This is a genomic window from Cloacibacterium normanense, from assembly GCF_002943105.1.
Taxonomy (GTDB): domain Bacteria; phylum Bacteroidota; class Bacteroidia; order Flavobacteriales; family Weeksellaceae; genus Cloacibacterium.
In genome coordinates this window covers 457,573-480,482 of the sequence record NZ_PTPZ01000002.1, presented here as the reverse complement: position 1 = coordinate 480,482, position 22,910 = coordinate 457,573, and the positions used below count along the sequence as shown (strand labels likewise).

Sequence of the window (22,910 nt, the reverse complement as noted above, 5' to 3'; positions counted from 1 at the left end):
TTCTAGCATTTCTCTTTTTGAAAAATAAAATTTCTTCTAAGTTTTTTTACTTAGCCGAAGGAATTACGATTTACGCTTTGATGACTTTTCTATACAAAGAAACTGCGATTTTAAATACTTTAATTTTCCCAAAAATTGATGGTTTTCTATCTCATTTAGACCAAAAAATATTCGGTTTTCAGCCCTCAGTAAGATTTTCTGAAACTTTTGATTCTTGGTATTTCAGTGAATTATTTTACTTCGGGTATTTTTCATATTACCTTTTACCATTAGCTGCTTTTTTGATAATTTATCTCAAAATTCCACAGAAAATAGAACAATTTAGCTTCATTTTAATCACTTCATTTTTACTGTATTATTTCACTTTTATATTGATTCCAGCAGAAGGTCCTCAGTTTTATTTTTCGTTTCCAGATAACACGATTGAAGCCCAAGGAATTTTCGGGAATATGGTCAAACTCATTCAAAAAAACGGCGAAGTTCCCACCGCTGCTTTCCCAAGTTCACATGTAGGGATTTCTTGGATTGTTATTTTTTGGTTGTATCAAAATTTTAGAAAATCAGTAAAATATTTCATTCCATTTGTTGTTTTATTGATGTTTTCTACGGTTTACATTAAGGCACATTATTTTGTAGATGTAGTTGCGGGATTTCTTTCTGCGCCGATTGTATTTTTTCTTACCTTTAAGTTTTACAAATTTTTAAACCATAAATTGGATGTCCGTTTCAATTAAAGAAGTCAAGACCAGAGAAGACTTAAAAACGTTTATTTATCTTCCCGAAAAAATTCATAAAAACCATAAAAATTGGCTTCATCCGTTGTATATGGATGATGAAAAATTCTTTGATAAAGACAAAAATTCTCTTTTCAAACACAACGAAGCGGTACTTTTCCTTGCACACGAAAAAGGAAAAGCTGTTGGCAGAATTATGGGTGTAATTCCTACAGATTACAATAAATTTCACGGGAAAAATGACGCCAGATTTTCTTTTTTTGAATGTTTTGAGAATAAAGAAGTTTTCAATGCTTTAATTAATGCAGTGGAAACTTGGGCAAAATCTAAAAACTGTACAGAAATCATCGGACCAATGGCATTTTCAGACAAAGAACCTCAAGGTTTTCTTACCAAAGGTTTCGAAGAAAAAGCAATGCTCGTCACCAATCACAGTTTTCCGTTTATGGTAGATTTCATTAAGGAAAATCACTACGAAAACTTTGTAGATTTAGTGCAATATGACGTTCCGATTACTGCGCAAATTCTGAACAGATATAAAAATTTCAACGAAAGAGTTTCTAAAAATTTAAAGATAAAAACGGTAGAATTTACCTCAACAAAAGCGGTAAAACCTTATGTAAAACCTGTTTTTGACCTCATCAACAAAACCTACACCGAAATTTACGGCTTCACAAAACTCACCGAAGACGAAATGACGGAATTTGCGGAACGTTTTTTGCCACTTCTCAACCCAAAACTCATCAAAATGATTACCGATGAAAACGGCGAATTGCTCGCTTTCATCATTGCAATGGCAGATTTAAGCGAAGCGATAAAAAATTCAAGAGGAAGAATTTTACCTTTTGGTTGGGCAAGAATTTTATGGGCAATGAAAACTTCAAAAAGGCTTCAACTTTTGTTGGGCGCGATTCATCCCAATTATCAAAACAAAGGTCTGGATGCGGTTTTAGCAACCATGCTTTTCGGTTCTGCATTGAAATTAGGCTTTAAAACTGTTGATTCTCATCTCATTATGAAAGACAACCTGAAAATGCGTGGCGAAATTGAGAAATTGGATGGTTTTAATTTGTATAAAGAGTATTGTATTTTTAGGAAGAATTTGGTTGTTGGTTGATGGTTGTTGGTTGTCGGCATTTTCTATCAACTGACAACCAACAACTGACAACTATTTTCCATTAAAAGTATTCATCGTATTATTAACTCCTGCGAAAACAAAAGACAAACTGGCTTTTGTAAATAACTCTATCCTATCTTGCAACGTTTTTTGCTCTTCTTCGTTCCATTTTCCGAGAACATAATCTACTTGTTTTCCTTCGGAAAAATCTGCAGAAATCCCGAAACGCAATCTTGCGTAATTTTGTGTTTGTAAAACCTCTTGAATGTTCTTCAAACCGTTATGACCAGCGTCTGAACCTTTTTTTCTCATTCTTAAAGTACCAAAAGGAAGCGCCAAATCATCGGTAATTACCAATACATTTTCTAACGGAATATTTTCTTTTTGCATCCAAAATCTTACTGCATTTCCCGAAAGATTCATATATGTATCTGGTTTTAGCACAAAAACTTTTCTTCCTTTGTATTTCCCTTCTGAAACCCAGCCGAAATTGGCAGATTTAAAAGGTGCTTCTAAAGTTTGTGCAATTTTTTCAGCTACTTTAAAACCAATATTATGACGCGTTTCTGCGTATTCTTCACCTTTGTTTCCTAAACCTACGATTAAGTATTTCACGTTTTTTGAATATTTATTAATGCTCGTTGAGCGCAAATTTAATTTTTTAATTTTTAATGTGACAAAATTCTATTTAAAAGAACATTCACCTCATCTACATTTTTCACGGCATCTTTTCTCATCATCAATTGATTGCCTTCTTTTCCCGATTTTTCTTTCAGTTGAGCTTCTCTAGGATTTTGAGAAAGATAAGCGATAATATTTCTGAACTTTTGGCTTTGGTAGAATTTATCTTGAGGATTATCAGGAAAATACCCGAGGAAAACTCCGTTTTTCATGACGATTTTATCGAAACCAATTTCCGCTGCGAGCCATTTCAGTTCTACAGATTTCAACAAATTAACGGCTTCTTTCGGTAAATTCCCGAATCTATCAACCAATTCATTTTCAAATTTCTGCAATTCTTCTTTGGTTGGGATTTCTGCTAATTTTTGGTATAATGAAAGTCTTTCTTCCGTAGAATTCACGTAAGAATCTGGCAACATCAACTCAAAATCAGTGTCAATGTTGACTTCTTTCTGAGATTTGAATAATTTTTTACGGTCTTCTTCATTCTCAAATAAATCTTGGAAATCATCTTCATTTTGCAATTCTTCCAATGCTTCTTGCATTAATTTTTGATAGGTTTCAAAGCCCATTTCATTGATAAAACCACTTTGTTCTGCTCCCAATAAATCTCCAGCTCCTCTGATTTCTAAATCTTTCATCGCAATTTGGAAACCGCTTCCTAAATCCGAAAACTGTTCTATCGCTTCGAGACGTTTTCTGGCATCCGAAGTCATCATATCAAACGGTGGCGTAATCAGATAACAAAACGCTTTTCGATTGCTTCGTCCAACTCTACCTCGCATTTGGTGCAAATCTGCCATCCCGAATTTTTGCGCATCATTAATAAAAATCGTGTTCGCATTCGGAACGTCTACTCCAGATTCTACAATCGTGGTAGAAACCAAAACATCATATTTCCCTTCCATAAAATCGAGAATTCTGGCTTCCAATTCTTTTCCGTCCATTTGTCCGTGACCTGTAATCACTCTCGCATCAGGTACCAAACGCTGAATTAAGCCTGCAATATCTTTCAGATTTTCTATTCTATTATTGATGAAATAAACCTGTCCATCTCTTTGAATTTCGTAAGAAATCGCATCTCTTAGAATTTCTTCATTAAATCCAACGATTTGTGTATCAACTGGTTGACGATTTGGCGGTGGCGTTTTAATGACCGATAAATCTCTTGCAGCCATCAAAGAAAACTGAAGCGTTCTTGGAATGGGCGTTGCGGTTAAAGTCAAGGTATCAATATTCGCTTTTAACGTTTTGAGTTTATCTTTTACATTTACGCCGAATTTATGCTCTTCATCAATAATTAAAAGGCCTAAATCTTTGAATTCTATATCTTTTCCTACCAATTGATGCGTTCCGATAACGATATCAATTTTACCATTTTTGAGACCTTCTTTGGTTTCATTTTTTTGTTTGGCAGAACGGAAACGGTTCAAATAAGAAATATTTACTGGAAAATCTTTCAATCTTTCTTTGAAACTTCGGTAATGTTGAAACGCCAAAATCGTGGTAGGAACCAAAACCGCGACTTGTTTTCCATCGGTTGCCGCTTTGAACGCTGCACGAATTGCGACTTCCGTTTTTCCGAAACCAACGTCACCACAAATCAATCTGTCCATTACACCATCATTTTCCATATCATTTTTCACATCTTGCGTTGCTTTTTCCTGATCTGGAGTATCTTCGTAAATGAAACTCGCCTCTAATTCATTCTGCAAATAAGAATCTGGCGAAAACGAAAAACCTTTTGTAGTCTTTCTCTGAGCATATAATTTGATGAGGTCAAATGCAATTTGTTTAACTTTTGCTTTGGTTTTTTGCTTTAAAGTTTTCCAAGTTGGAGAACCGAGTTTATTGAGAACAATTTCTCTTCCATCTGGTCCGTTATATTTTGAAATTTTATGCAGCGAATGGATGGAAACGTAGAGCAAATCGTTGTTTTTATACGTCAATTTGAAACATTCTTGTGTTTTTCCGTCATTGGTAACTTTCACCAAACCCATAAATTTCCCAATTCCGTGGTCAATATGCGTGATGTAATCTCCCACTTTTAGAGACATTAAATCTTTCAGCGTTAATTGCTCAGATTTGGCAAAAGAATTTTTGGCTTTATATCTTTGGTAACGGTCAAAAATCTGATGATCTGTATACACCGAAACTTTTAGTTCGTAATCTACAAAACCTTCATGAAGCTCTGATTTGAAAGATTTAAACGGTAAATCATGGTTCAATTCCTCAAAAATACTCTCTAATCTTTCCTTTTGTTTTTCCCCTGAAAAAGAAATCCAAGTTTCATAACCTTCTTCTTTTTTTTCTTTTAAATCTTCGGCGAGAAGCTCAAAATTTTTGTGGAAGGTAGGTTGTGCGGTTTGATTTAATTGTAAAGTCGTAAAATCGTTAAGTTGTTGAGACGTAAAATCGATGACTTTAAATTTTTCTAAATTTTGCAGGAAAACTTCATCAGAAACGAAAAGAATTTCTGGTTTTTGATGCTTGATTTCTTTACTTAGCGTTTCAAATTTTTGCTCTGCTTTTTCGTAAAAATCTTTGAGCTTTTTTACGGTGAGATAAGCATTTTTAGTCACAATAAAACTATCTTTTGGCAATAAATCCAATAGAGAAACCTTGCTTCCTGAAACCGCAAAATTCATATTAGAAACCAATTCAAAGTCATTGACTTTTCCTGTGGAAAGTTGAGTTTCGATGTCAAATTCCTTAATACTTTCTACTTCATTCCCAAAAAAAGTAATTCTGAACGGTTTCTCATAAGCGTAAGAAAAAACATCTACAATTCCGCCACGAACCGAAAACTCTCCAGGTTCAGAAACAAAATCGGTATAATTAAAATTGAACTGATTCAATAATTCTTCAGTAAAATCAAAATCCAGTTGGTCGCCAACTTTTATCGTGTGAGAAATCGCTTTGAAATCTTCCTTTTTCAACACTTTTTCTGAAAGTGAAGAAGCGGTGGCAACGATAATTTTTTTCTTTTTATCAAAATTCAAACGATTGAGAACTTCGGTTCGTAAAACGATGTTTGCATTTTGAGTTTTCTCAACTTGATAAGGTTCTAAATGTGTTTCAGGAAAATACAAAATGTTTTCTTCGCCTATCATTTCCTCTAATTCCGAAGTGATATAATTAGAAGATTCTTTATCGTCAATGATAAAAAGAACATCTTTTTTCTGTGTAAGAAATAATTCTGCCACCAAAATAGACGGAACAGAACCAGCAAAACCCTTCACAGAAATATGTTGGTTTTGGTCTAAATTCTCAAAAAGTTCTTTTCCAAAATTCTTTCTTAAAAACTCGGGAATAAGCGTTTGACTAATGTTTTTTAGCATTGTAATATCGTAAAGTTGTAATTTTTTTCATCGTTTTTCAAAAATTGATAAAACGACAAAAGCGATTTCGGGTTGCTCCGAAATCGTTTGACGGTGCAAAGATAGTTTTTTCAAAACTTATTTTTAACTTTGGCAAATGATAAATTTCTTAAAGAAAAGCATCGCCAAAATTTGGGCGAAAAACCATGTTGCCAAAACGGAAGACTTCAAAAATAACGCCGAAGTTCTTCAGGAAAAATTGTTATTAGACTTGGTCAAAAAATCCGAAAAAACACTTTTCGGACTTCAGCATAACTTTTTGGAAATAAAATCGGTAGAAGATTTTCAGAAAAACGTGAAAATCTCTGACTACGAAGACCTAAAACCTTTTGTAGAAAAAGTAAAACACGGCGACAAAAATATTCTTTGGCCAGAAAAACCAGAATATTTTGCCAAAACTTCTGGAACCACTTCTGGGACCAAATATATTCCTTTGACCAAAGAAGGAATGGATTTTCAGGTAAAAGCAGCACAATCTGCATTGTTCCACTACATTGCTCAAAAAAATAATGCCGATTTTGTAAACGGAAAAATGATTTTCTTGCAAGGTTCGCCAGAACTGGAAGATATTAACGATATAAAAACAGGCAGACTTTCAGGAATTGTAGCGCATCACATCCCAAAATATTTGCAAAAAAACAGATTGCCGAGCTACGAAACCAATTGCATAGAAGATTGGGAAACTAAAGTGGACAAAATTGTAGAAGAAACCGAAAAAGAGAACATGACTTTGATTTCGGGAATTCCACCTTGGTTAATTATGTATTTTGAAAAATTGATTGAAAGAAATGGCAAAAAAATAAAACAATTGTTTCCAAATCTTCAACTCATTGTAACAGGCGGTGTAAACTACGAACCTTATCGTGAGAAAATGGAAGAATTATTGGGCGGAAAAGTAGATATTATTCAAACATTTCCTGCAAGTGAAGGCTTTTTTGCTTTTCAAGATGATTATGAAAAAGAAGGACTTTTACTACAATCGAATCACGGAATTTTCTACGAATTTATTCCGCTGGAATTATATGGTAAACCAGACGCTCCAAGATTGACGTTAAAAGATGTTGAACTCAATAAAGATTATGCATTGATTTTGACAACAAATTCTGGACTTTGGGCTTATTCTATTGGTGATGTGGTACGTTTTATTTCTAAAAATCCACATAGAATTTTAGTTTCTGGAAGAACCAAACATTTCACCTCAGCTTTTGGTGAACATGTGATTGCTTTTGAAGTAGAAGAAGCAATGAAAGCAACCGTAGAGAAATTCCCAGCGCAAATTACGGAGTTTCATCTCGCTCCACAGGTAAATCCCGAAAATGGAGAATTGCCACACCATGAATGGTTTATAGAATTTGAAAAAGAGCCAGAAAATTTAGAAGATTTCCGTCAAAACCTTGATGCAGAAATGCGCAAAAGAAACACGTATTATGATGATTTGATTGCTGGAAATATTTTGCAAGTTTTAAAAATCACCAAATTGCAGAAAAACGCCTTCCAAGAATACGCAAAATCTGAAGGAAAACTGGGCGGACAAAACAAAATTCCACGTTTGGCAAATGATAGAAAGATTGGCGATTTTTTAAAGAATTTTAAAATCTAACTACTCACTCACAAACTTCAATCCTACAATTGAAATGATTAAAGTTGACACAAAAAAGATGCGCCAAAAAGTGGCTGGTTCGTTAAAGAAAAAGATTCCCATCAAAACGCTTCCTACCGCTCCAATTCCCGTCCAAACTGCGTAAGCTGTACCGATTGGCAAACCGTTTTCGCCAGCAATAGCTTTGTACATGAGAAACATAGAAAGAAAAAGGCAAACTGCAAATCCAGACCACCAATAGAGGTTTTCTTTGCCTGTGGTTTCTTGTGCTTTTCCTAAACAAAACGCAAATGCAGTTTCGAATAATCCTGCGATGATGAGTATTAACCAATTCATAGCACAAATATAGACTTTAACTATTAAAAAAATATTTCTAATTCTTTTATATTTGCTCAATGATTTCTCTTGAGCCCATTAAAACTCTAAAAAATAAAGAGTTCCGAAACTTACTTACCGGAAGATTTTTTCTAATTCTAGCGTTTAGAATGCTCGCCACTTTATTAGGATGGTGGGTTTATCAACTCACCAAAGATCCATTTTCGATAGGTTTAATAGGACTTTCGGAAGTTATTCCTGCCGTTTCTACAGCATTGTACGCTGGTCATGTTATCGACATGAACGAGAAAAAAAGAATGCTTCTTTTGTGCACTTCGGGATATTTTGTGCTGATTGCGTTGTTATTGATTCCTGCATTTTATGCTTCTAATCTTCATTTTACAGGTCTCGAAATCACGTATTACATCTACGGAATTATATTTTTTACAGGAATTTGTAGAGCTTTCATCGGCCCGATTGTTCCGGTAATGATTCCCAAAATTGTAGGTCAAGAAAAATTAGCTAACGCTATTACCTTAAACCAAGCTACTTTTCTTACTGCATCTGTTTCAGGACACGCAATTGGCGGATTTCTCATCGCGCTCATCACGATAAAATGGACTCTTGTCGTTATTTTATTTTTAATTTTATTGGCTTCCTTATTTTTCTTTCAAATCAAAAAACAACAGTCAGAATATCATAAAAATGAGTTGCAAGTTTGGACTTCTATGAAAGAAGGAATCACTTACATTTATAGAACGAAAGAAATTCTAGGAGCATTGTGTTTAGATATGTTTGCCGTACTTTTTGGCGGAGCAGTTGCCATGATTCCTGTTTTTGCCAGTGATATTTTAAAAGTGGGAGCTGATGGTTTCGGACTTCTCAACGCAGCATCAGATATTGGCTCTATGATGATTATTGTAACGCTTTCTTTCATTCCATTAAGAAAAAATCAGGGCAAAATTTTAATCGGTGTAGTGGCTGGATTTGGTTTATGCATCGTTGGTTTCGGCTTGTCAAAACTCTACTGGTTATCTTTCTTATTCCTTATGTTGAGCGGAATTTTTGACGGAATTTCAGTCGTGATAAGAGGAACCATCGTACAGTTGAAAACTCCAGATCATATCAGAGGAAGAGTGATGAGTGCAAATTCAATCTTCATTATGTCGAGTAACGAAATGGGACAATTTGAAAGCGGTGTAGCTGCTAAACTTTTAGGCGTAGTAAGGTCAGTCGTTTTTGGCGGAACCATGACCGTTCTTATTGCACTTTTTGTAGGGAAATTTGTTCCAAAATTGAGAAAAATGGAATATTAAAAAAGCCCAGAATTATTTTCAAAAAAGTTTAAATATCAATAAGTCAAAAACTTATCAACATTCGGAATTTCGCTTCATCTTCCATTAACAAAGCATTTGCAGATTATTATCCGCAAAAAGCAGATTTAACCTCAAAAAAAATTTAAAAATTCTATCTTTGTGCAATGGCACAGAAGGAAACATTATCAAGTTTAACACATGGTAATTTCGCGAAGGAACTTTCTATTTCAGCAGGCAAAATGCCGCCTAATGCAGTTGAATTCGAGAAATTGGTTATTGGAACTTTTTTGATTGACAAAAAAGGATTAGATTATTCTATAGACTTATTAACTCCCGAGGTTTTTTACGACCCGAGACATCAAGTTATTTTTTCTGCAATTTTAAAATTGTACGAAAAAAACGAACCTGTAGATTTAATGACCGTAATCCAAGAGCTCAAAAAAGAAGAAAAACTAGGTTTTGCTGGAGGTGACCATTACATTATAGACCTTACCATGGGCGTTTCTTCGAGCGCTCACATAGAATATCACGTTCGTGTAATTCTAGAAAAATTCATTCTCAGAAGTTTGATTAATGTTTCTGCGAATGTAATCGACAGTTCTTATAAGGAATCTACAGACGTTTTTGAATTGCTGGACAAAGCAGAACAATCTTTTTTCGAAATTACCAATGGAACCATCAAAAAAGGTTTTGATACCGCAAATTCCTTGGTAAAAGAAGCGATTGATAAAATTAAGTCTTTAAAAGACAAAGAAGGACTGTCTGGTATTCCATCAGGATTTAGAGATGTAGACAAAGAAACAGGAGGATGGCAAAGTTCTGACTTAATCATCATCGCGGCACGTCCTGCAATGGGAAAAACCGCATTTCTCCTTTCTATGGCGAGAAACATCACTGTAGAACACAATATTCCGATGGCGCTATTCTCTCTGGAGATGGCATCTGTACAGCTCATCACAAGGATGATTGCCTCAGAAACAGGAATTTCTTCTGAAAAATTGAGAAAAGGACAAATGTCTGAAGAAGAATGGCAAAGACTATTTTCAAACGTTGCCGCTCTTGAAAACGCACCGCTTTATATAGACGAAACACCTGCACTTTCGGTGTTTGATTTCCGTGCAAAATGTAGAAGATTGGTAATGCAACATGGCGTAAGAATCATCATGGTGGATTATTTACAGTTGATGACCGCTAATTCTGGCGGAAAAGGAGCAGGAAACAGAGAGCAAGAAATTGCGACGATTTCTCGTTCACTAAAAGCCATTGCAAAAGAATTAAACGTTCCAGTTATTGCACTTTCTCAGTTATCCAGAACCGTAGAAACCCGTCCAAATAAGAGACCTCAACTTTCGGATTTGAGAGAATCTGGAGCAATTGAGCAAGATGCAGATATCGTTTCTTTCATCTACAGACCAGAATATTATAAAATTGACACTTGGGAAGACGAAACACCTTCTGCGAACCAAGCAGAACTTATCATTGCGAAGCACAGAAACGGTTCTATTGCAGATGTAAGATTAAGTTTCCATGGAAGCTTAGCCAAATTCTCAGATTTAGACGTTTTCGGAAGCTATCATTCTTCTGGTTTTGCGCAACAGGATGAACCAAGCGGTTTTGATAAATTGCGAGTTTCCATAGATCCAGGTGCAGCATTTGGTTTACCAGACAACGGAAATATTTCTGGTTCTGCCATGAATGATGATGACGATGATGCTGAAATGCCGTTCTAAATAATGTAAAATCGAAGATTCGTAAAATTGTAAAAATATATTTTTGCTCACGATTTTACGAATTTTCAGTTTCACGAATTTACTTACATGAAAATCGAAATTTACACAGACGGCGCTTGTAGTGGCAATCCTGGAAAAGGTGGCTATGGAATTCTCATGCGTGTTCCTGAAAAAAAATATCAAAAAACTTTTTCCGAAGGTTTCCGTTTGACCACCAACAATAGAATGGAACTTCTCGCGGTGATTGAAGCACTTGAAAAGTTGAAAAATCCCGAAGAAAACGTTCATGTTTTCACTGATTCTAAATATGTAGCCGATGCTATTAACCAAAATTGGATTTTTGGTTGGATAAAAAAAGGGTTTAAAAATGTGAAAAATCCCGATTTGTGGCAAAGATTTATTCCGCTTTTTAGGAAACATAAAATAGAATTTCATTGGATAAAAGGTCATGCTGGTCATCCTGAAAATGAAATCTGCGACCAACTCGCTGTAAAAGCTTCTCAATCATCAAATTTAAAAATTGACACCTTCTTTGAAAATCAAAAAGAGGGCGGATTGTTTTAAATCTGAATAAAGATTATAGTCAATTTCTTTAGCAGAATTCTGCCTATTCTTTTCAAAATCCTTACATTTGAAATGTAGTTTTACAGACTTTCTAATTTCAAATCTCAATTTTTAAAATGATAAAAACAGATGTATTGGTAATTGGCTCAGGAATTTCGGGACTTTCTTACGCCATTAAAATTTCTGAAAAATTACCAGATGCTAAAATCACCATCGTCACCAAAGCTGAGGAAGACGAAACCAACACCAAATATGCTCAAGGTGGTTTAGCAGTAGTAATGGATTTAGACACAGATAATTTCCAGAAACATATAGATGATACGATGCGCGCTGGAGATTACGAAAACAATAGAGAAGTGGTAGAAATGGTCATCAAAGAAGGACCAGACCGTTTCAGAGAAATTGTAGAATGGGGCGTAAATTTTGACAAAAAAGAAGACGGTGAATTTAAACTCGGAAGAGAAGGTGGTCACACCGAATTTAGAATTGTTCACCATAAAGATATTACAGGTGCCGAAATAGAACGGGCACTTTTAGAATATTGCAACAAATCTCCGAATATAGAAATTCTTGATTATCATTACGTTATTGATTTAATCACTCAACACCACATTCCCAATAAAAACTTTGATTTAGAAAATATTTCTTGTTATGGAGCTTATGTTCTAGACCAAAAAAATAAAAAAATAAAAAAAATTACCGCAAAAGTAACCATGGTAGCAACTGGAGGAGCTGGTCACGTTTATAAAAACACCACAAATCCAAAAATTGCCACAGGAGACGGAATTGCTTTTGTACACAGAGCTCGCGGTAAAGTTTCTAACATGCAATACATTCAGTTTCACCCTACCGCAATGTATTCTAAACGAGACGGAATGCTCTTCCTAATTTCGGAAGCAGTACGCGGTGACGGCGCAAAACTCAGAACCAAAAATGGCGAAAAATTCATGCACAAATATGATGAGCGAGAAGAATTAGCTTCGCGTGATATTGTCGCAAGAGCCATTGACAACGAAATGAAAATTTCTGGTGATGAATATGTAGGCCTTGATTGTAGAGAAATGGATAAAGAAAAGTTCATAGAACATTTTCCTAATATTTATCAAAAATGTATGGATGAAGGAATTGATCCATTTAAACAACTGATTCCTGTGGTTCCTGCAAGTCATTATTTAATGGGCGGAATCGTGGTAGATAAAGACGGACAATCTTCTATCAAAAATCTATTTGCAGTGGGAGAATGCACCAATTCTGGATTGCACGGCGCAAATCGTCTCGCTTCTAATTCACTTTTGGAAGGTTTGGTTTATGGTCATAATGCTGCGATGAAATCTATAGAATTGCTTCACAAAGACGAATTTAATTACTTCGACCTAGAAAATGTACCAGAATGGAATGAAGAAGGCATGAAAGTAATGGAAGAAAAAGTACTCATCACTTATCTAAGAAAACAACTTCAAGAAATGATGAGCGATTTGGTAAGTATCGTAAGAAGCAACGAAAGATTGCAACTTGCTCAAAAAAAACAAAGAGAAATCTACGAAGCGGTTACAGAATTGTATAATTATTCAGTAATTTCGCCAGAATTATCAGAATTAAGAAATCTGGTGAATGTTTCTTACCTTATTATTAAGCATTCTTTGGCGATGAAAGAAAACAAAGGTGCTTTTTACAATAAAGATTTTGCTTAAAGATTCATCACAGATAAAAACTTGAAATTTACATCTATGAAACGTCCACATTACGTAACCGATAAAGCCTTAAAACAATTTATAAAATCTGCTTTAGAAGAAGATATTCAAAGCGGTGACCACTCTACTCTTTCTACCATCCCTAAAGAATTGGTACAAAGTGCTAAACTTTTGGTAAAAGAAGACTGTATTTTGGCTGGTGTAGAATTGGCAGAGATTATTTTTAAAACTTTTGACAAAGATTTAAAAGTAGAGGTTTTTATTAAAGATGGAGAAAACGCAAAAGTTGGCGACATTGCTTTCATCGTTACTGGAAGTGCGCGTTCTATCCTTTCTACCGAAAGATTAGTGCTAAATTGCATGCAAAGAATGAGCGGAATTGCTACTTTAACTCATGAGTGGGACTCTAGACTTCTAGGAACCAAAACCAAATTGCTTGACACGAGAAAAACTACTCCAAATTTCAGAATTTGTGAAAAATGGGCAGTAGCAATTGGCGGCGGAACCAATCACAGATATGGTTTGTATGATATGATTATGCTGAAAGACAATCACATAGATTACAACGGAAGCATTACCAATGCAGTGAAAATGACGCAAGACTACCTCAAAAAAAATAAATTAAAACTAAAAGTAGAAGTAGAAACCAGAAATCTAGCCGAAGTAGAAGAAGCTGCAAAACTTGCTGGAAAAGGAATTGATAGAATTATGCTAGATAATATGGATGTAAAAACCATGACAGAAGCAGTGAAAATTATTGCAGGAAAATGCGAAACTGAAGCTTCAGGAGGAATTTCAAGAGACCAACTAAACGAAATCGCAAGAACAGGTGTCACTTATATTTCTGCAGGAGCACTTACCCATTCCGCAGAAAATATAGATTTAAGTTTAAAAGCCATAAAAAATTAAAAATAATAGAAACACGCTAATAGCGTGTTTTTTTGTATCAAATTGAAAATCAAAAACTTCATTGTGGATAAAAAATTATGGATTTCATAAAATTTTAACACTATGTTAATTTTAGTTAAAAAAAAATAATGTATTTTGCATAGCGATAAAACAATGTTTGAAATAATATAACTTTATGAAAATCAACTATTTAGGAAAGTCAAGACTTTCTGTGGTTATTGTATTAAGTGCTGCTAGTGTAGCATTTGCGCAAAAAACTAGAGATTCTATCAACTCTAAAGACATCGAACAAGTTGTTCTTACTGGGGTGGCAGATATCGCAAAGGACAGAAAAACTCCAGTTGCTGTTTCTACTATTAAAGAAGCACAAATTGTAGAGAAATTGGGTAACCAAGAATTCCCAGAAGTCCTAAACACTACTCCTTCTGTGTATGCAACTAAATCTGGTGGAGGTTTTGGAGACTCTAAAATTAACATTAGAGGTTTTGCTCAAGAAAACGTAGCGGTAATGATCAATGGGGTTCCTGTAAACGACATGGAAAACGGAGCTGTATATTGGTCAAACTGGGCTGGTCTATCAGATGTAACTTCTGCTATGCAAGTACAGAGAGGTCTAGGTTCATCTAAATTAGCTATTGCTTCTGTAGGTGGTACTATTAACGTAGTAACTAGAGCTGCTGACAAAAAACAAGGAGGAATTGTTTCTTTAGGTGTTGCTAATGACGATTACTTAAAAACTCTATTTGCTTACAATAGCGGTAAAATGTCTACAGGATGGTCTACTTCTTTCCTATTAAGTAGAACTGCTGGTAACATGTATGCTAATGGTACAGAATTCGAAGGATATAACTATTATTGGGCATTAGGTTACCAAAACGGTAAACATGATTTCCAATTTACCATTACTGGTGCTCCACAATGGCACAACCAAAGATCATCTTTCATTACTATCGCTAACTATATTAAATATGGTGGTGTAAATGGTGGTGATCCAAACAGAAAATATAACGCAGATTGGGGACTTCTAAATGGAGAGGAATACTCTATGAGAAGAAACTATTACCACAAACCAGTAATGTCTTTAAACTGGGATTGGAACATTTCTTCTGCTTCTAAACTTAACACTGTAGTATATGCTTCTTTTGGTAGAGGTGGTGGTACTGGAGATACTGGAAGTTTTTGGAATGGAAAATTTCAAAGTAATGGTTCTCCTTCTACTATTACAGCATCTAATTTACCTAGAACAACAGATGGCTTAATAAGATTTGATGATATTGCTACATACAATAGTGGTGGTGCAGTTGCTGATTTCGGACCTGGTACTGGTAGCGACATCGCTGGAAATCCTAGAACTGTAACTAATCCTGCAAATGGAAAAACTTACACTGTTACAGACGGCATAATAAGAAGGTCATCTATTAATTCTCATAACTGGTTTGGTATTATTTCTAGTTTTAACCAAAAAATTAATGATAACTTAAAACTTACTGCAGGTATTGATGGTAGATATTATTATGGTTACCACTATCAAGTAGCAAGTGACTTCTTAGGTGCTATTGGTTTCAGAGATACTACTAACAAAAACGCTATTTCTACAAGTAACCCAACTGGTCAAAGAATTATCGTAAATTCTCATGATGCTACTCCTACTTGGAATCCTTTTGGAGGAAAAATTGATCCAGAAGCAGATATGATTTCTTACTGGAATGATGGAGAAGTACTTTGGTATGGTGGTTTCGGTCAGTTAGAATATTCTAATGATAATTTATCAGCATTTGTACAAGGTGCAGTTTCTAACCAAGGTTTCCAAAGAATTGACCACTTTATCGTAGATGGTGTTTCTTTATTAAACGGAACATTAGCATCTCCAACTAACCAACCTACTGCTAAAAACCCAGCACTTAACACTAAAACTGGCTTCAAAAATTTAGTTGGTTACAATATTAAAGGGGGAATCAACTATAATATTAATGATCACCATAACGTTTTTGGAAACATCGGTTACTATTCTAAGCAACCTTTCTTAAACGCTGTTTATCCTAACAATAAAAACTTCTTAAACCCAAATCTTACCAATGAAAAGATTTTTGGTGCTGAATTAGGATATGGTTTCCGTTCATCTGCTGTAAACCTTAACGTGAACGTTTATAGAACTTCTTGGAAAGATAGATTCTTAAGAAGAGGTAATTTAAATATTCCAGATCCAAACAACCCAGGAGTAACATTTACTAATGCATATGCTAACATTGCTGGAATTACTGAAATTCACAGAGGTGTAGAAGTAGATGGTAGCGTAAAAGTAAACCAATATTTATCTTTCACAGGTATGGTTTCTGTAGGGGATTGGTATTATGAAGGAAACGCAACTGGTACTTACTTCACTGAAACAAACGAAGAAATCGCTGGAACTAGCTTTGCTGGAACCACACTTTATTTAGACAAAGTAAAAGTAGGAGGATCTGCTCAGAATACTTATGCTGCAGGTTTCGTTCTTGAACCAGCTAAAAACTTCAAATTAGATGGAACATACAGATATGTTAACAATCTATACGCTAACGTAAACCCTATCAACTTCCAAAGTCAAGCTGCTGGAAACTTAGGTGCTCTTAAACTTCCTAGTTTTGGACTTTTTGATTTAGGTGCATCTTACAAGGTAAACCTTAATGCTAAGCAATACTTTACTCTAAGAGCAAACGTTTATAACGTTTTTGATAAAGTTTACATTGCAGAATCTAACACTAACTACCAGAGCAACCTTTCTGCAGCTGATTACGCAGCTTATGGTTCTTCTGCCCCTTCTTACACAAGCTATGTACAAGCAGGAGAATGGAACGGTGTTTCTCAACAAAACCAAGTTTTCTTTGGATTTGGTAGAACTTGGGCTGCAACATTCTCATTCAACTTCTAAAAACAATTTTAGATTTTATAAATCACGAATCCCGGCTATATTTGCCGGGATTTTTTATATTTGTAACAAATAAAAAATATGGATACATTTAACATTATTAGAGAAGCTCACAAAGGTTTCGGTTATTTAATTTTAGTAGCAGCACTAGTTTTCATCGTAGCATTATTGATGGCTATGTTTGGTTATTCTGGTAAAATCAGCAAGCTATTAAAAAAATCTACCCTTTTTACCATGATTTTGTTTCACCTACAATTCTTAATCGGGATTGCTATGCTTGTTTTTTCTCCAGGATTAAAAGCAGCATTAGATAGCGGAACATTAATGAGCGATTCTTACAATAGAGTAACTTTCGTAGAGCATCCTTTTTCTATGTTAGTGGCAGCTATTTTATTGACCATTATCAACAAATATTTAAAAAAGAACGAAACCTTATCACTAAAAGTAGTTTTCATGGGAGTTCTGGCATTGCTATTATTTGGCTACGCATTTCCTTGGGCTAAAGTTTTCGGAGCATAAAAAAGGAAAGGTGTAAAATTGATTTAAATCATTTTATTGCAAAAGATAATTTTTACTATCTTTGTAAAAAATTTAGATAAATTTTCCATTAAACAATTTTCAAAAGGATTATTTATAACGAATTTTATTAAATGTTAGATTTAAGCAATATTTTACACCTTTAACTTTTTAAAAAATTTAAAACAATTTCAATTATGAAAATCGCAGTAGTAGGCGCAACCGGAATGGTAGGCCAAGTTATGTTGAAAGTTTTGGAAGAAAGAAACCTTCCTATTACAGAATTAATTCCCGTAGCATCAGAAAAATCTGTAGGAAAGAAAATCACTTTCAAGAGTAAACAGTATGACATCGTTTCTATGGAAACTGCGATTTCTATGAAACCTGAAATTGCTATTTTCTCTGCAGGAGGTTCTACTTCACTAGAATACGCTCCTAAATTTGCAGAAGTAGGTTGCACCGTGATAGACAACTCTTCTGCTTGGAGAATGGATCCTACCAAAAAATTAGTAGTTCCAGAAATTAACGCTCACGTTTTGACCAAAGAAGATAAAATCATCGCAAATCCTAATTGCTCTACCATTCAAATGGTGATGGTTCTTAATCCTCTTCATTTAAAATACAAAGTAAAAAGAGTAATCGTTTCTACTTACCAATCGGTTTCAGGAACAGGAAAGGCTGCTGTAGATCAATTGAACGCAGAAATTGCAAATGCTGTAAATCCTGGTTCAGTAGAAGTAAACGCCGTTTATCCTTACCAAATTTTCAAAAATGCATTGCCACAGTGTGACGTTTTTGATGCAGATGATTACACTAAAGAAGAGCTTAAGCTCATCAAAGAACCTAAAAAAATCATGGGAGATGATTCTATTAAAATTACAGCAACTGCGGTGAGAATTCCTGTACAAGGTGGTCACTCAGAAAGTGTAAACATAGAATTCGAAAATGATTTTGATTTAGAAGAAGTTAAAAATATTCTGGCTAATACTCCAGGAGTTGTTCTTCAAGATGATGTAGAAAATAAAGTTTATCCTATGTGTTTCTACTCTGAAGGAAAAGACGAAGTTTTCGTAGGAAGAATCAGAAGAGACCTTTCTCAGCCAAACACTCTGAACTGCTGGATTGTAGCAGACAATCTGAGAAAAGGCGCCGCAACGAACGCGGTACAAATCGCAGAATATCTCATTGCAAACCAATTAGCATAAAATAACATCCCGCGAAAAGCGGGATTTTTTGTTAGAACCTTCAAACTTTTAAAATTAAATACATGGAAGTCGCTACCATCAATAAAAACAAACAAAAATTTACTTTCCAGAGAAATGTTGCCATAGTAGGTGTCATTTTATTCATAGGAAAGTTGATTGCATGGCATCTTACCAATTCTGATGCTGTTTTTTCAGATGCTATGGAAAGTATTGTGAATATTATTTCGGCTTTCATGGGATTATATTCCTTGTATTTGGCAGCCCAACCTAAAGACGAAAACCATCCTTATGGTCACGGAAAAGTAGAGTTTGTAACTTCTGGTGTGGAAGGTTCGCTGATTATTTTTGCAGGGATTATGATTATTGTAGAAGCTGTGGACAGTTTGCTTCATGGCAATACTTTAAAAAAATTAGATTATGGAATTCTCATTGTCTTAGCAACTGCCATTATCAATTATTTGATGGGTTATTTTTCCATCAAAAAAGGAGAAAGAGATAATTCTGTGGTTCTTATTTCTTCAGGAAAACATCTTCAATCAGACACTTGGACAACTGTGGGTGTAGTCATCAGTTTAGTTCTAGTATATTTTACTAAAATTTATTGGATAGATGCAGCCGTAGCTTTGGTTTTTGGTTCTTATATCATCTTTGTAGGATACAAAATTGTAAGGAAATCACTCAGTGGAATTATGGACGAAGCAGACCCAGATTTATTAAAAGCTGTAGTAGAAGTTCTCGCCAAAAACCGAAAAAAAGAATGGATTGACATTCATAACATGAAAATCCAACAATACGGAAGTGGTTTACATATCGACGCTCACATTACGCTTCCATGGTATGATACGCTTAGAGAATCTCACCAAGAAATGGAAAACATCATCAAAACTTTAGCATCAGAAACAGAAAGACACGTGGAATTTAATTTCCATATGGATGATTGTAAACCGCATTCTTGCGAAATTTGTCAACTAGAATGTGCGCACAGAATTCATACTTTTAAAAAGAAAATAGAATGGACTCCAGAAAGCGTTTCTCAAGTTTCGAAACATTGTCTAGAAAACAATCCTTAATTTTTTTCAAGTTTTTTTCTGTAATAAAAAATAGGAATAATCAACAGTAAAATTACCGGTTGAATGACAAATCTTCTCACTGAAAACGTGAAAAGATAACCTACTTCCATTTTTGAATACAAACACCAAAGATAAATCGGGAAGAAAAATAAAAACGCTATCGTCATTAAAGCAACAGCTTGCAAAGTCCATTTTTTATTTAAAAACATAAAATGAACTATAACTGCCGAGAAAAATAAATTCAACAAAAATCTTAACAAATGACTTATCATTAATTTCACCGAGTCAAAATCTGGAATCATTGCTACTTTATAATCTCCTTTGAAAAACGCTAAAAATGGATCGTAGAAAATTTTATCTTCTAAAAAACGTATAGAAATTAATCCTAAAATCCCTACGAAAACAAACAGCCAATTAAGAATTTTTCTCATCGGTAATGACAAATTTATTAATCCAAATTAACCACAGAATCACTACTCCGCCATAAATAATTGCAGGAAAAAAATAATCATGTGCAGGTTTAGTTAAAGCAGGAAAATCTACCACAATCACATTCAGCACATAAATTCTAAAAAGATTTAAAATATAGAGCAAAACAATTCCTGAAAAAGCGAAATAAAACGTTTTTACGCCTTTATAAAAAGCAAAAACAAACGCCAAAAACATGATCATCACCGAAACCGCATTACAACCTTCTATCATTCTAGTTGCAGACTTTCCATTAATATAGAAGAGAATAGTTTCATGAGTTGGAAAATCTTTGGTTATCGTTTCATAACCTGTAAAATTCAGTAAGGAAGCACTTTGGTCAGAAATAATTTTAGTAAAGCCATCAATATTTCCAGAAAATTGGTTCAAATACCATTGATACAAAAGAAATAGCAATAGCCAAATCCCCAAAAATCTAAGCAAAACCCACAGTATTTCTTTGAAATCTTTCATATTATAACAAAAATACACAAAAAATCCCTTTTCAAATTATTATATTTGCTTGGTAATGAAAAATCAAGAAATAGCTCAACTTTTTTTCGAAGAGTTTTTAGGCGAAAAAGCAACCGCATTTTTGGCATTGCCTCAAAATGGTTCTGCGCGAATGAATTTCATAGGAAAATCCTCGAATGAAACTTACGTGATTACTTACAACGAAAATCTTCTAGAAAACGAAGCGTTTTTCTATTTCACACAAGTTTTTTCAGATTTAAAGTTGAATACGCCTCAGATTTTAAAAATCAACGAAGAAAGAAAACTATACATTCAGGAATTTTTAGGCGAAAAAACACTTTCTGAAATCATCACTCAAGAAGGCGAATCTGAAAGAGTAAAATCTTTGGTCAAACAAACATTAAAACATTTATTTGAACTTCAAGAAAAGACCCAAAATTCAATAGATCTTTCTAAAACTTTCGATTACGAAAAGTATGACGAACTGCCCATTACGCATGATTTATACTACTTCAAAAATTATTTGATAGACATTCTAGAGTTGCCTTATCACAAATCTACTTTACTGAAAGAGTTCAAAAAAATTGTAGAAAAAATAGAAAATCTAGCTCCAAAATCATTGATGATAAGAGATTTTCAGGCAAGAAATATTTTGGTAAATGATCAAGACGAAGTTTTTTTCATCGATTATCAAGCGGCAATGAAAGGACCTGCTCTTTACGATGTAGTTTCTTTTCTCTTCCAAGCTAAAGCCAATTTTTCTGAAAATTTCAAAAATGAAATGCTGGAATATTACTTCTCTTTTCATCCTTTAGAACAAAGAAATGAATTAGAAAAATCTTTGAAATATTGTAAAATGATTCGTTTTATTCAGGTTTTAGGAGCCTATGGTTTTAGAGGAATTATTCAGAGAAAACCGCATTTTATCGCAAGTTTAGAACAGGGAATTCAAAATTTAGTAGAATTCACCAAAACGGAACTCGAAATGAATGAATATCCAGAACTAAAAAATTTAATTCTACAACTGAACACAACAGAAACTAAAAATAAAATTCAAAAATTAATTGATGGACAATAAACTAAACATAGACATTTACAGTTTTTCTTATAAAAAAGGCGGAATACCAGTAGACAACAGCGGAAATGGTGGCGGTTTTGTATTCGATTGCAGAGGAATTCTCAATCCGGGAAGAATAGAAGAATATAAACCTCAAACTGGCAATGATAAAGGCGTTCAAGAATTTCTAGAAACCAAAACTGAAATGCCTCAATTTATAGACCTCATCAAAAATTTAGTAAGCATTACCATAAATGATTACATCGCTCGTGGTTTTGACCATTTGCAAATAGCTTTTGGTTGTACCGGTGGTCAACACAGAAGTGTGTATTGCGCCATAAAACTCGGCAAATTTTTGCAAGAAAAATATCCAGAATTGGTAAATGTTACGGTGACGCATAACGAACAACCTCAACTTAATTAACAATTGTAAAATCTGCAATATTCATTCTACATGATTAAGAAAGCGCTCATTTTCGCAGCCGGAAAAGGAACTCGGTTAAAACCTTTTACAGATAGCCATCCTAAAGCTTTGGCTTTGGTGAATGATGTTCCGTTGCTGGAAAGAAATATAAAATATCTGCAAAGTTTTGGAGTTACAGAATTTGTGATTAACGTACATCATTTCGGAGAACAAATTGCAGAATTTCTAGAAAAAAACAATCATTTTGGAGCCAAAATTGATATTTCTGACGAAAAAGATGAACTTCTAGAAACTGGAGGTGGCTTGCTTTTTGCTCAAAAGTATCTGGAAAACGAAGAAAACTTCCTGATTATGAATGCTGATATTCTTACCGATTTAAATATTCATGAATTGGTAAAATTTCACGAAACGCATCTTCCATTAGCTACTTTGGCAGTTTCGGACAGAAATTCTTCCCGAAAACTTTTCTTTAACTCAGAAATGGTTTTAAAAGGTTGGATGAACAAAAATTCTGGAGAAACCAAAATGGCAGAATTCAATAATAATTTTAAAGAATTGGCTTTCAGCGGAATACACTGTATTAATTCTTCTATCTTTGACAAAATAAAAAGAAGAGGAAAATTTTCTATCATGGAAGAATATTTGGATTTAATGTTTGAAAATAACATCTTAGGATTTCAGCACGAAGCTAGATTAATAGATGTAGGAAGACCCGAATCTGTGATAGAAGCAGAAAAATATTTTAAATAAAAAT

20 protein-coding genes are annotated in these 22,910 nt (G+C 34.2%); 15 read left to right on the top strand and 5 right to left on the bottom strand.

Annotated elements, in window-relative coordinates; genetic code table 11:
- Positions 1-17: 17 nt before the first annotated feature.
- Positions 18-734 (top strand): phosphatase PAP2 family protein, encoded by a 717-nt coding sequence (locus C3729_RS05250; protein WP_133159941.1) that lies wholly within the window; start codon positions 18-20, stop codon positions 732-734.
- Positions 718-1,851 carry a hypothetical protein gene (locus C3729_RS05245; RefSeq protein WP_104793180.1) on the top strand — a complete coding sequence of 378 codons (1,134 nt, stop codon included), beginning with the start codon at positions 718-720 and terminating at the stop codon, positions 1,849-1,851. Before C3729_RS05250 ends, C3729_RS05245 begins: the two co-directional genes overlap by 17 nt.
- Positions 1,852-1,902: 51 nt before the next feature.
- Here the strand turns inward: C3729_RS05245 and pth are convergent, their stop codons facing one another.
- Positions 1,903-2,466 (bottom strand): aminoacyl-tRNA hydrolase, encoded by a 564-nt coding sequence (pth, locus tag C3729_RS05240; RefSeq protein ID WP_104793179.1) that lies wholly within the window; start codon positions 2,464-2,466, stop codon positions 1,903-1,905.
- A 53-nt stretch (positions 2,467-2,519) separates the two neighbouring features.
- The gene (mfd, locus tag C3729_RS05235; protein ID WP_104793178.1) at positions 2,520-5,873 is read right to left on the bottom strand and encodes a transcription-repair coupling factor; all 3,354 of its coding nucleotides are present in this window, start codon (positions 5,871-5,873) and stop codon (positions 2,520-2,522) included.
- A gap of 136 nt (positions 5,874-6,009) precedes the next feature.
- Here mfd and C3729_RS05230 point away from each other — a divergent pair, with 136 nt between their 5' ends.
- Positions 6,010-7,512: a GH3 auxin-responsive promoter family protein gene (locus C3729_RS05230; protein ID WP_104793177.1), complete on the top strand. Its 1,503-nt coding sequence runs from the start codon at positions 6,010-6,012 to the stop codon at positions 7,510-7,512.
- On the opposite strand, the gene C3729_RS05225 is transcribed toward C3729_RS05230, so the two are convergent.
- A complete protein-coding gene (locus tag C3729_RS05225) occupies positions 7,513-7,848 on the bottom strand; it encodes a DMT family transporter (protein ID WP_104793176.1) in 336 nt (111 codons plus the stop codon).
- Between the two features lie 59 nt (positions 7,849-7,907).
- Here C3729_RS05225 and C3729_RS05220 point away from each other — a divergent pair, with 59 nt between their 5' ends.
- The 9 genes from C3729_RS05220 (at position 7,908) to C3729_RS05180 (ending at position 19,733) form a co-directional block, all read left to right on the top strand.
- Positions 7,908-9,143, top strand: a complete 1,236-nt coding sequence (locus C3729_RS05220; protein ID WP_104793175.1) for an MFS transporter — start codon at positions 7,908-7,910, stop codon at positions 9,141-9,143.
- Positions 9,144-9,307: 164 nt separating this feature from the next.
- Complete coding sequence (dnaB, locus tag C3729_RS05215) at positions 9,308-10,873, top strand: replicative DNA helicase (protein ID WP_104793174.1); 1,566 nt, start codon at positions 9,308-9,310, stop codon at positions 10,871-10,873.
- 87 nt (positions 10,874-10,960) lie between these two features.
- Positions 10,961-11,437 (top strand): ribonuclease HI, encoded by a 477-nt coding sequence (rnhA, locus tag C3729_RS05210; RefSeq protein ID WP_104793173.1) that lies wholly within the window; start codon positions 10,961-10,963, stop codon positions 11,435-11,437.
- Positions 11,438-11,553: 116 nt separating this feature from the next.
- The gene (gene nadB / locus C3729_RS05205) at positions 11,554-13,128 is read left to right on the top strand and encodes an L-aspartate oxidase (protein ID WP_069800089.1); all 1,575 of its coding nucleotides are present in this window, start codon (positions 11,554-11,556) and stop codon (positions 13,126-13,128) included.
- Positions 13,129-13,164: 36 nt separating this feature from the next.
- Positions 13,165-14,037 carry a carboxylating nicotinate-nucleotide diphosphorylase gene (nadC, locus tag C3729_RS05200; protein ID WP_069800087.1) on the top strand — a complete coding sequence of 291 codons (873 nt, stop codon included), beginning with the start codon at positions 13,165-13,167 and terminating at the stop codon, positions 14,035-14,037.
- A gap of 175 nt (positions 14,038-14,212) precedes the next feature.
- Positions 14,213-16,945, top strand: coding sequence for a TonB-dependent receptor (locus tag C3729_RS05195; protein WP_104793172.1), 2,733 nt, complete (start codon positions 14,213-14,215; stop codon positions 16,943-16,945).
- Positions 16,946-17,023: 78 nt separating this feature from the next.
- The gene (locus C3729_RS05190; RefSeq protein WP_104793171.1) at positions 17,024-17,461 is read left to right on the top strand and encodes a hypothetical protein; all 438 of its coding nucleotides are present in this window, start codon (positions 17,024-17,026) and stop codon (positions 17,459-17,461) included.
- Positions 17,462-17,655: 194 nt separating this feature from the next.
- Positions 17,656-18,663 carry an aspartate-semialdehyde dehydrogenase gene (locus C3729_RS05185; RefSeq protein WP_104793170.1) on the top strand — a complete coding sequence of 336 codons (1,008 nt, stop codon included), beginning with the start codon at positions 17,656-17,658 and terminating at the stop codon, positions 18,661-18,663.
- A gap of 62 nt (positions 18,664-18,725) precedes the next feature.
- On the top strand, positions 18,726-19,733 hold the full coding sequence (locus C3729_RS05180) for a cation diffusion facilitator family transporter (RefSeq protein ID WP_104793169.1): 1,008 nt from the start codon (positions 18,726-18,728) through the stop codon (positions 19,731-19,733).
- Here the strand turns inward: C3729_RS05180 and C3729_RS05175 are convergent.
- Positions 19,730-20,164 carry an exosortase F system-associated membrane protein gene (locus C3729_RS05175; protein WP_104793168.1) on the bottom strand — a complete coding sequence of 145 codons (435 nt, stop codon included), beginning with the start codon at positions 20,162-20,164 and terminating at the stop codon, positions 19,730-19,732. The genes C3729_RS05180 and C3729_RS05175 overlap by 4 nt on opposite strands.
- Positions 20,148-20,675 (bottom strand): exosortase family protein XrtF, encoded by a 528-nt coding sequence (gene xrtF, locus C3729_RS05170; protein ID WP_104793167.1) that lies wholly within the window; start codon positions 20,673-20,675, stop codon positions 20,148-20,150. Before xrtF ends, C3729_RS05175 begins: the two co-directional genes overlap by 17 nt.
- A gap of 55 nt (positions 20,676-20,730) precedes the next feature.
- Between xrtF and C3729_RS05165 the strand changes: the two genes are divergently transcribed.
- The 3 genes from C3729_RS05165 to C3729_RS05155 are packed head-to-tail and all read left to right on the top strand — an operon-like array spanning position 20,731 to position 22,906.
- Positions 20,731-21,753: an aminoglycoside phosphotransferase family protein gene (locus C3729_RS05165; protein WP_104793166.1), complete on the top strand. Its 1,023-nt coding sequence runs from the start codon at positions 20,731-20,733 to the stop codon at positions 21,751-21,753.
- Positions 21,743-22,156: an RNase adapter RapZ gene (locus C3729_RS05160; protein ID WP_104793165.1), complete on the top strand. Its 414-nt coding sequence runs from the start codon at positions 21,743-21,745 to the stop codon at positions 22,154-22,156. Before C3729_RS05165 ends, C3729_RS05160 begins: the two co-directional genes overlap by 11 nt.
- A gap of 30 nt (positions 22,157-22,186) precedes the next feature.
- Positions 22,187-22,906 carry an NDP-sugar synthase gene (locus C3729_RS05155; protein WP_104793164.1) on the top strand — a complete coding sequence of 240 codons (720 nt, stop codon included), beginning with the start codon at positions 22,187-22,189 and terminating at the stop codon, positions 22,904-22,906.
- The last annotated feature ends 4 nt before the right edge of the window (positions 22,907-22,910 follow it).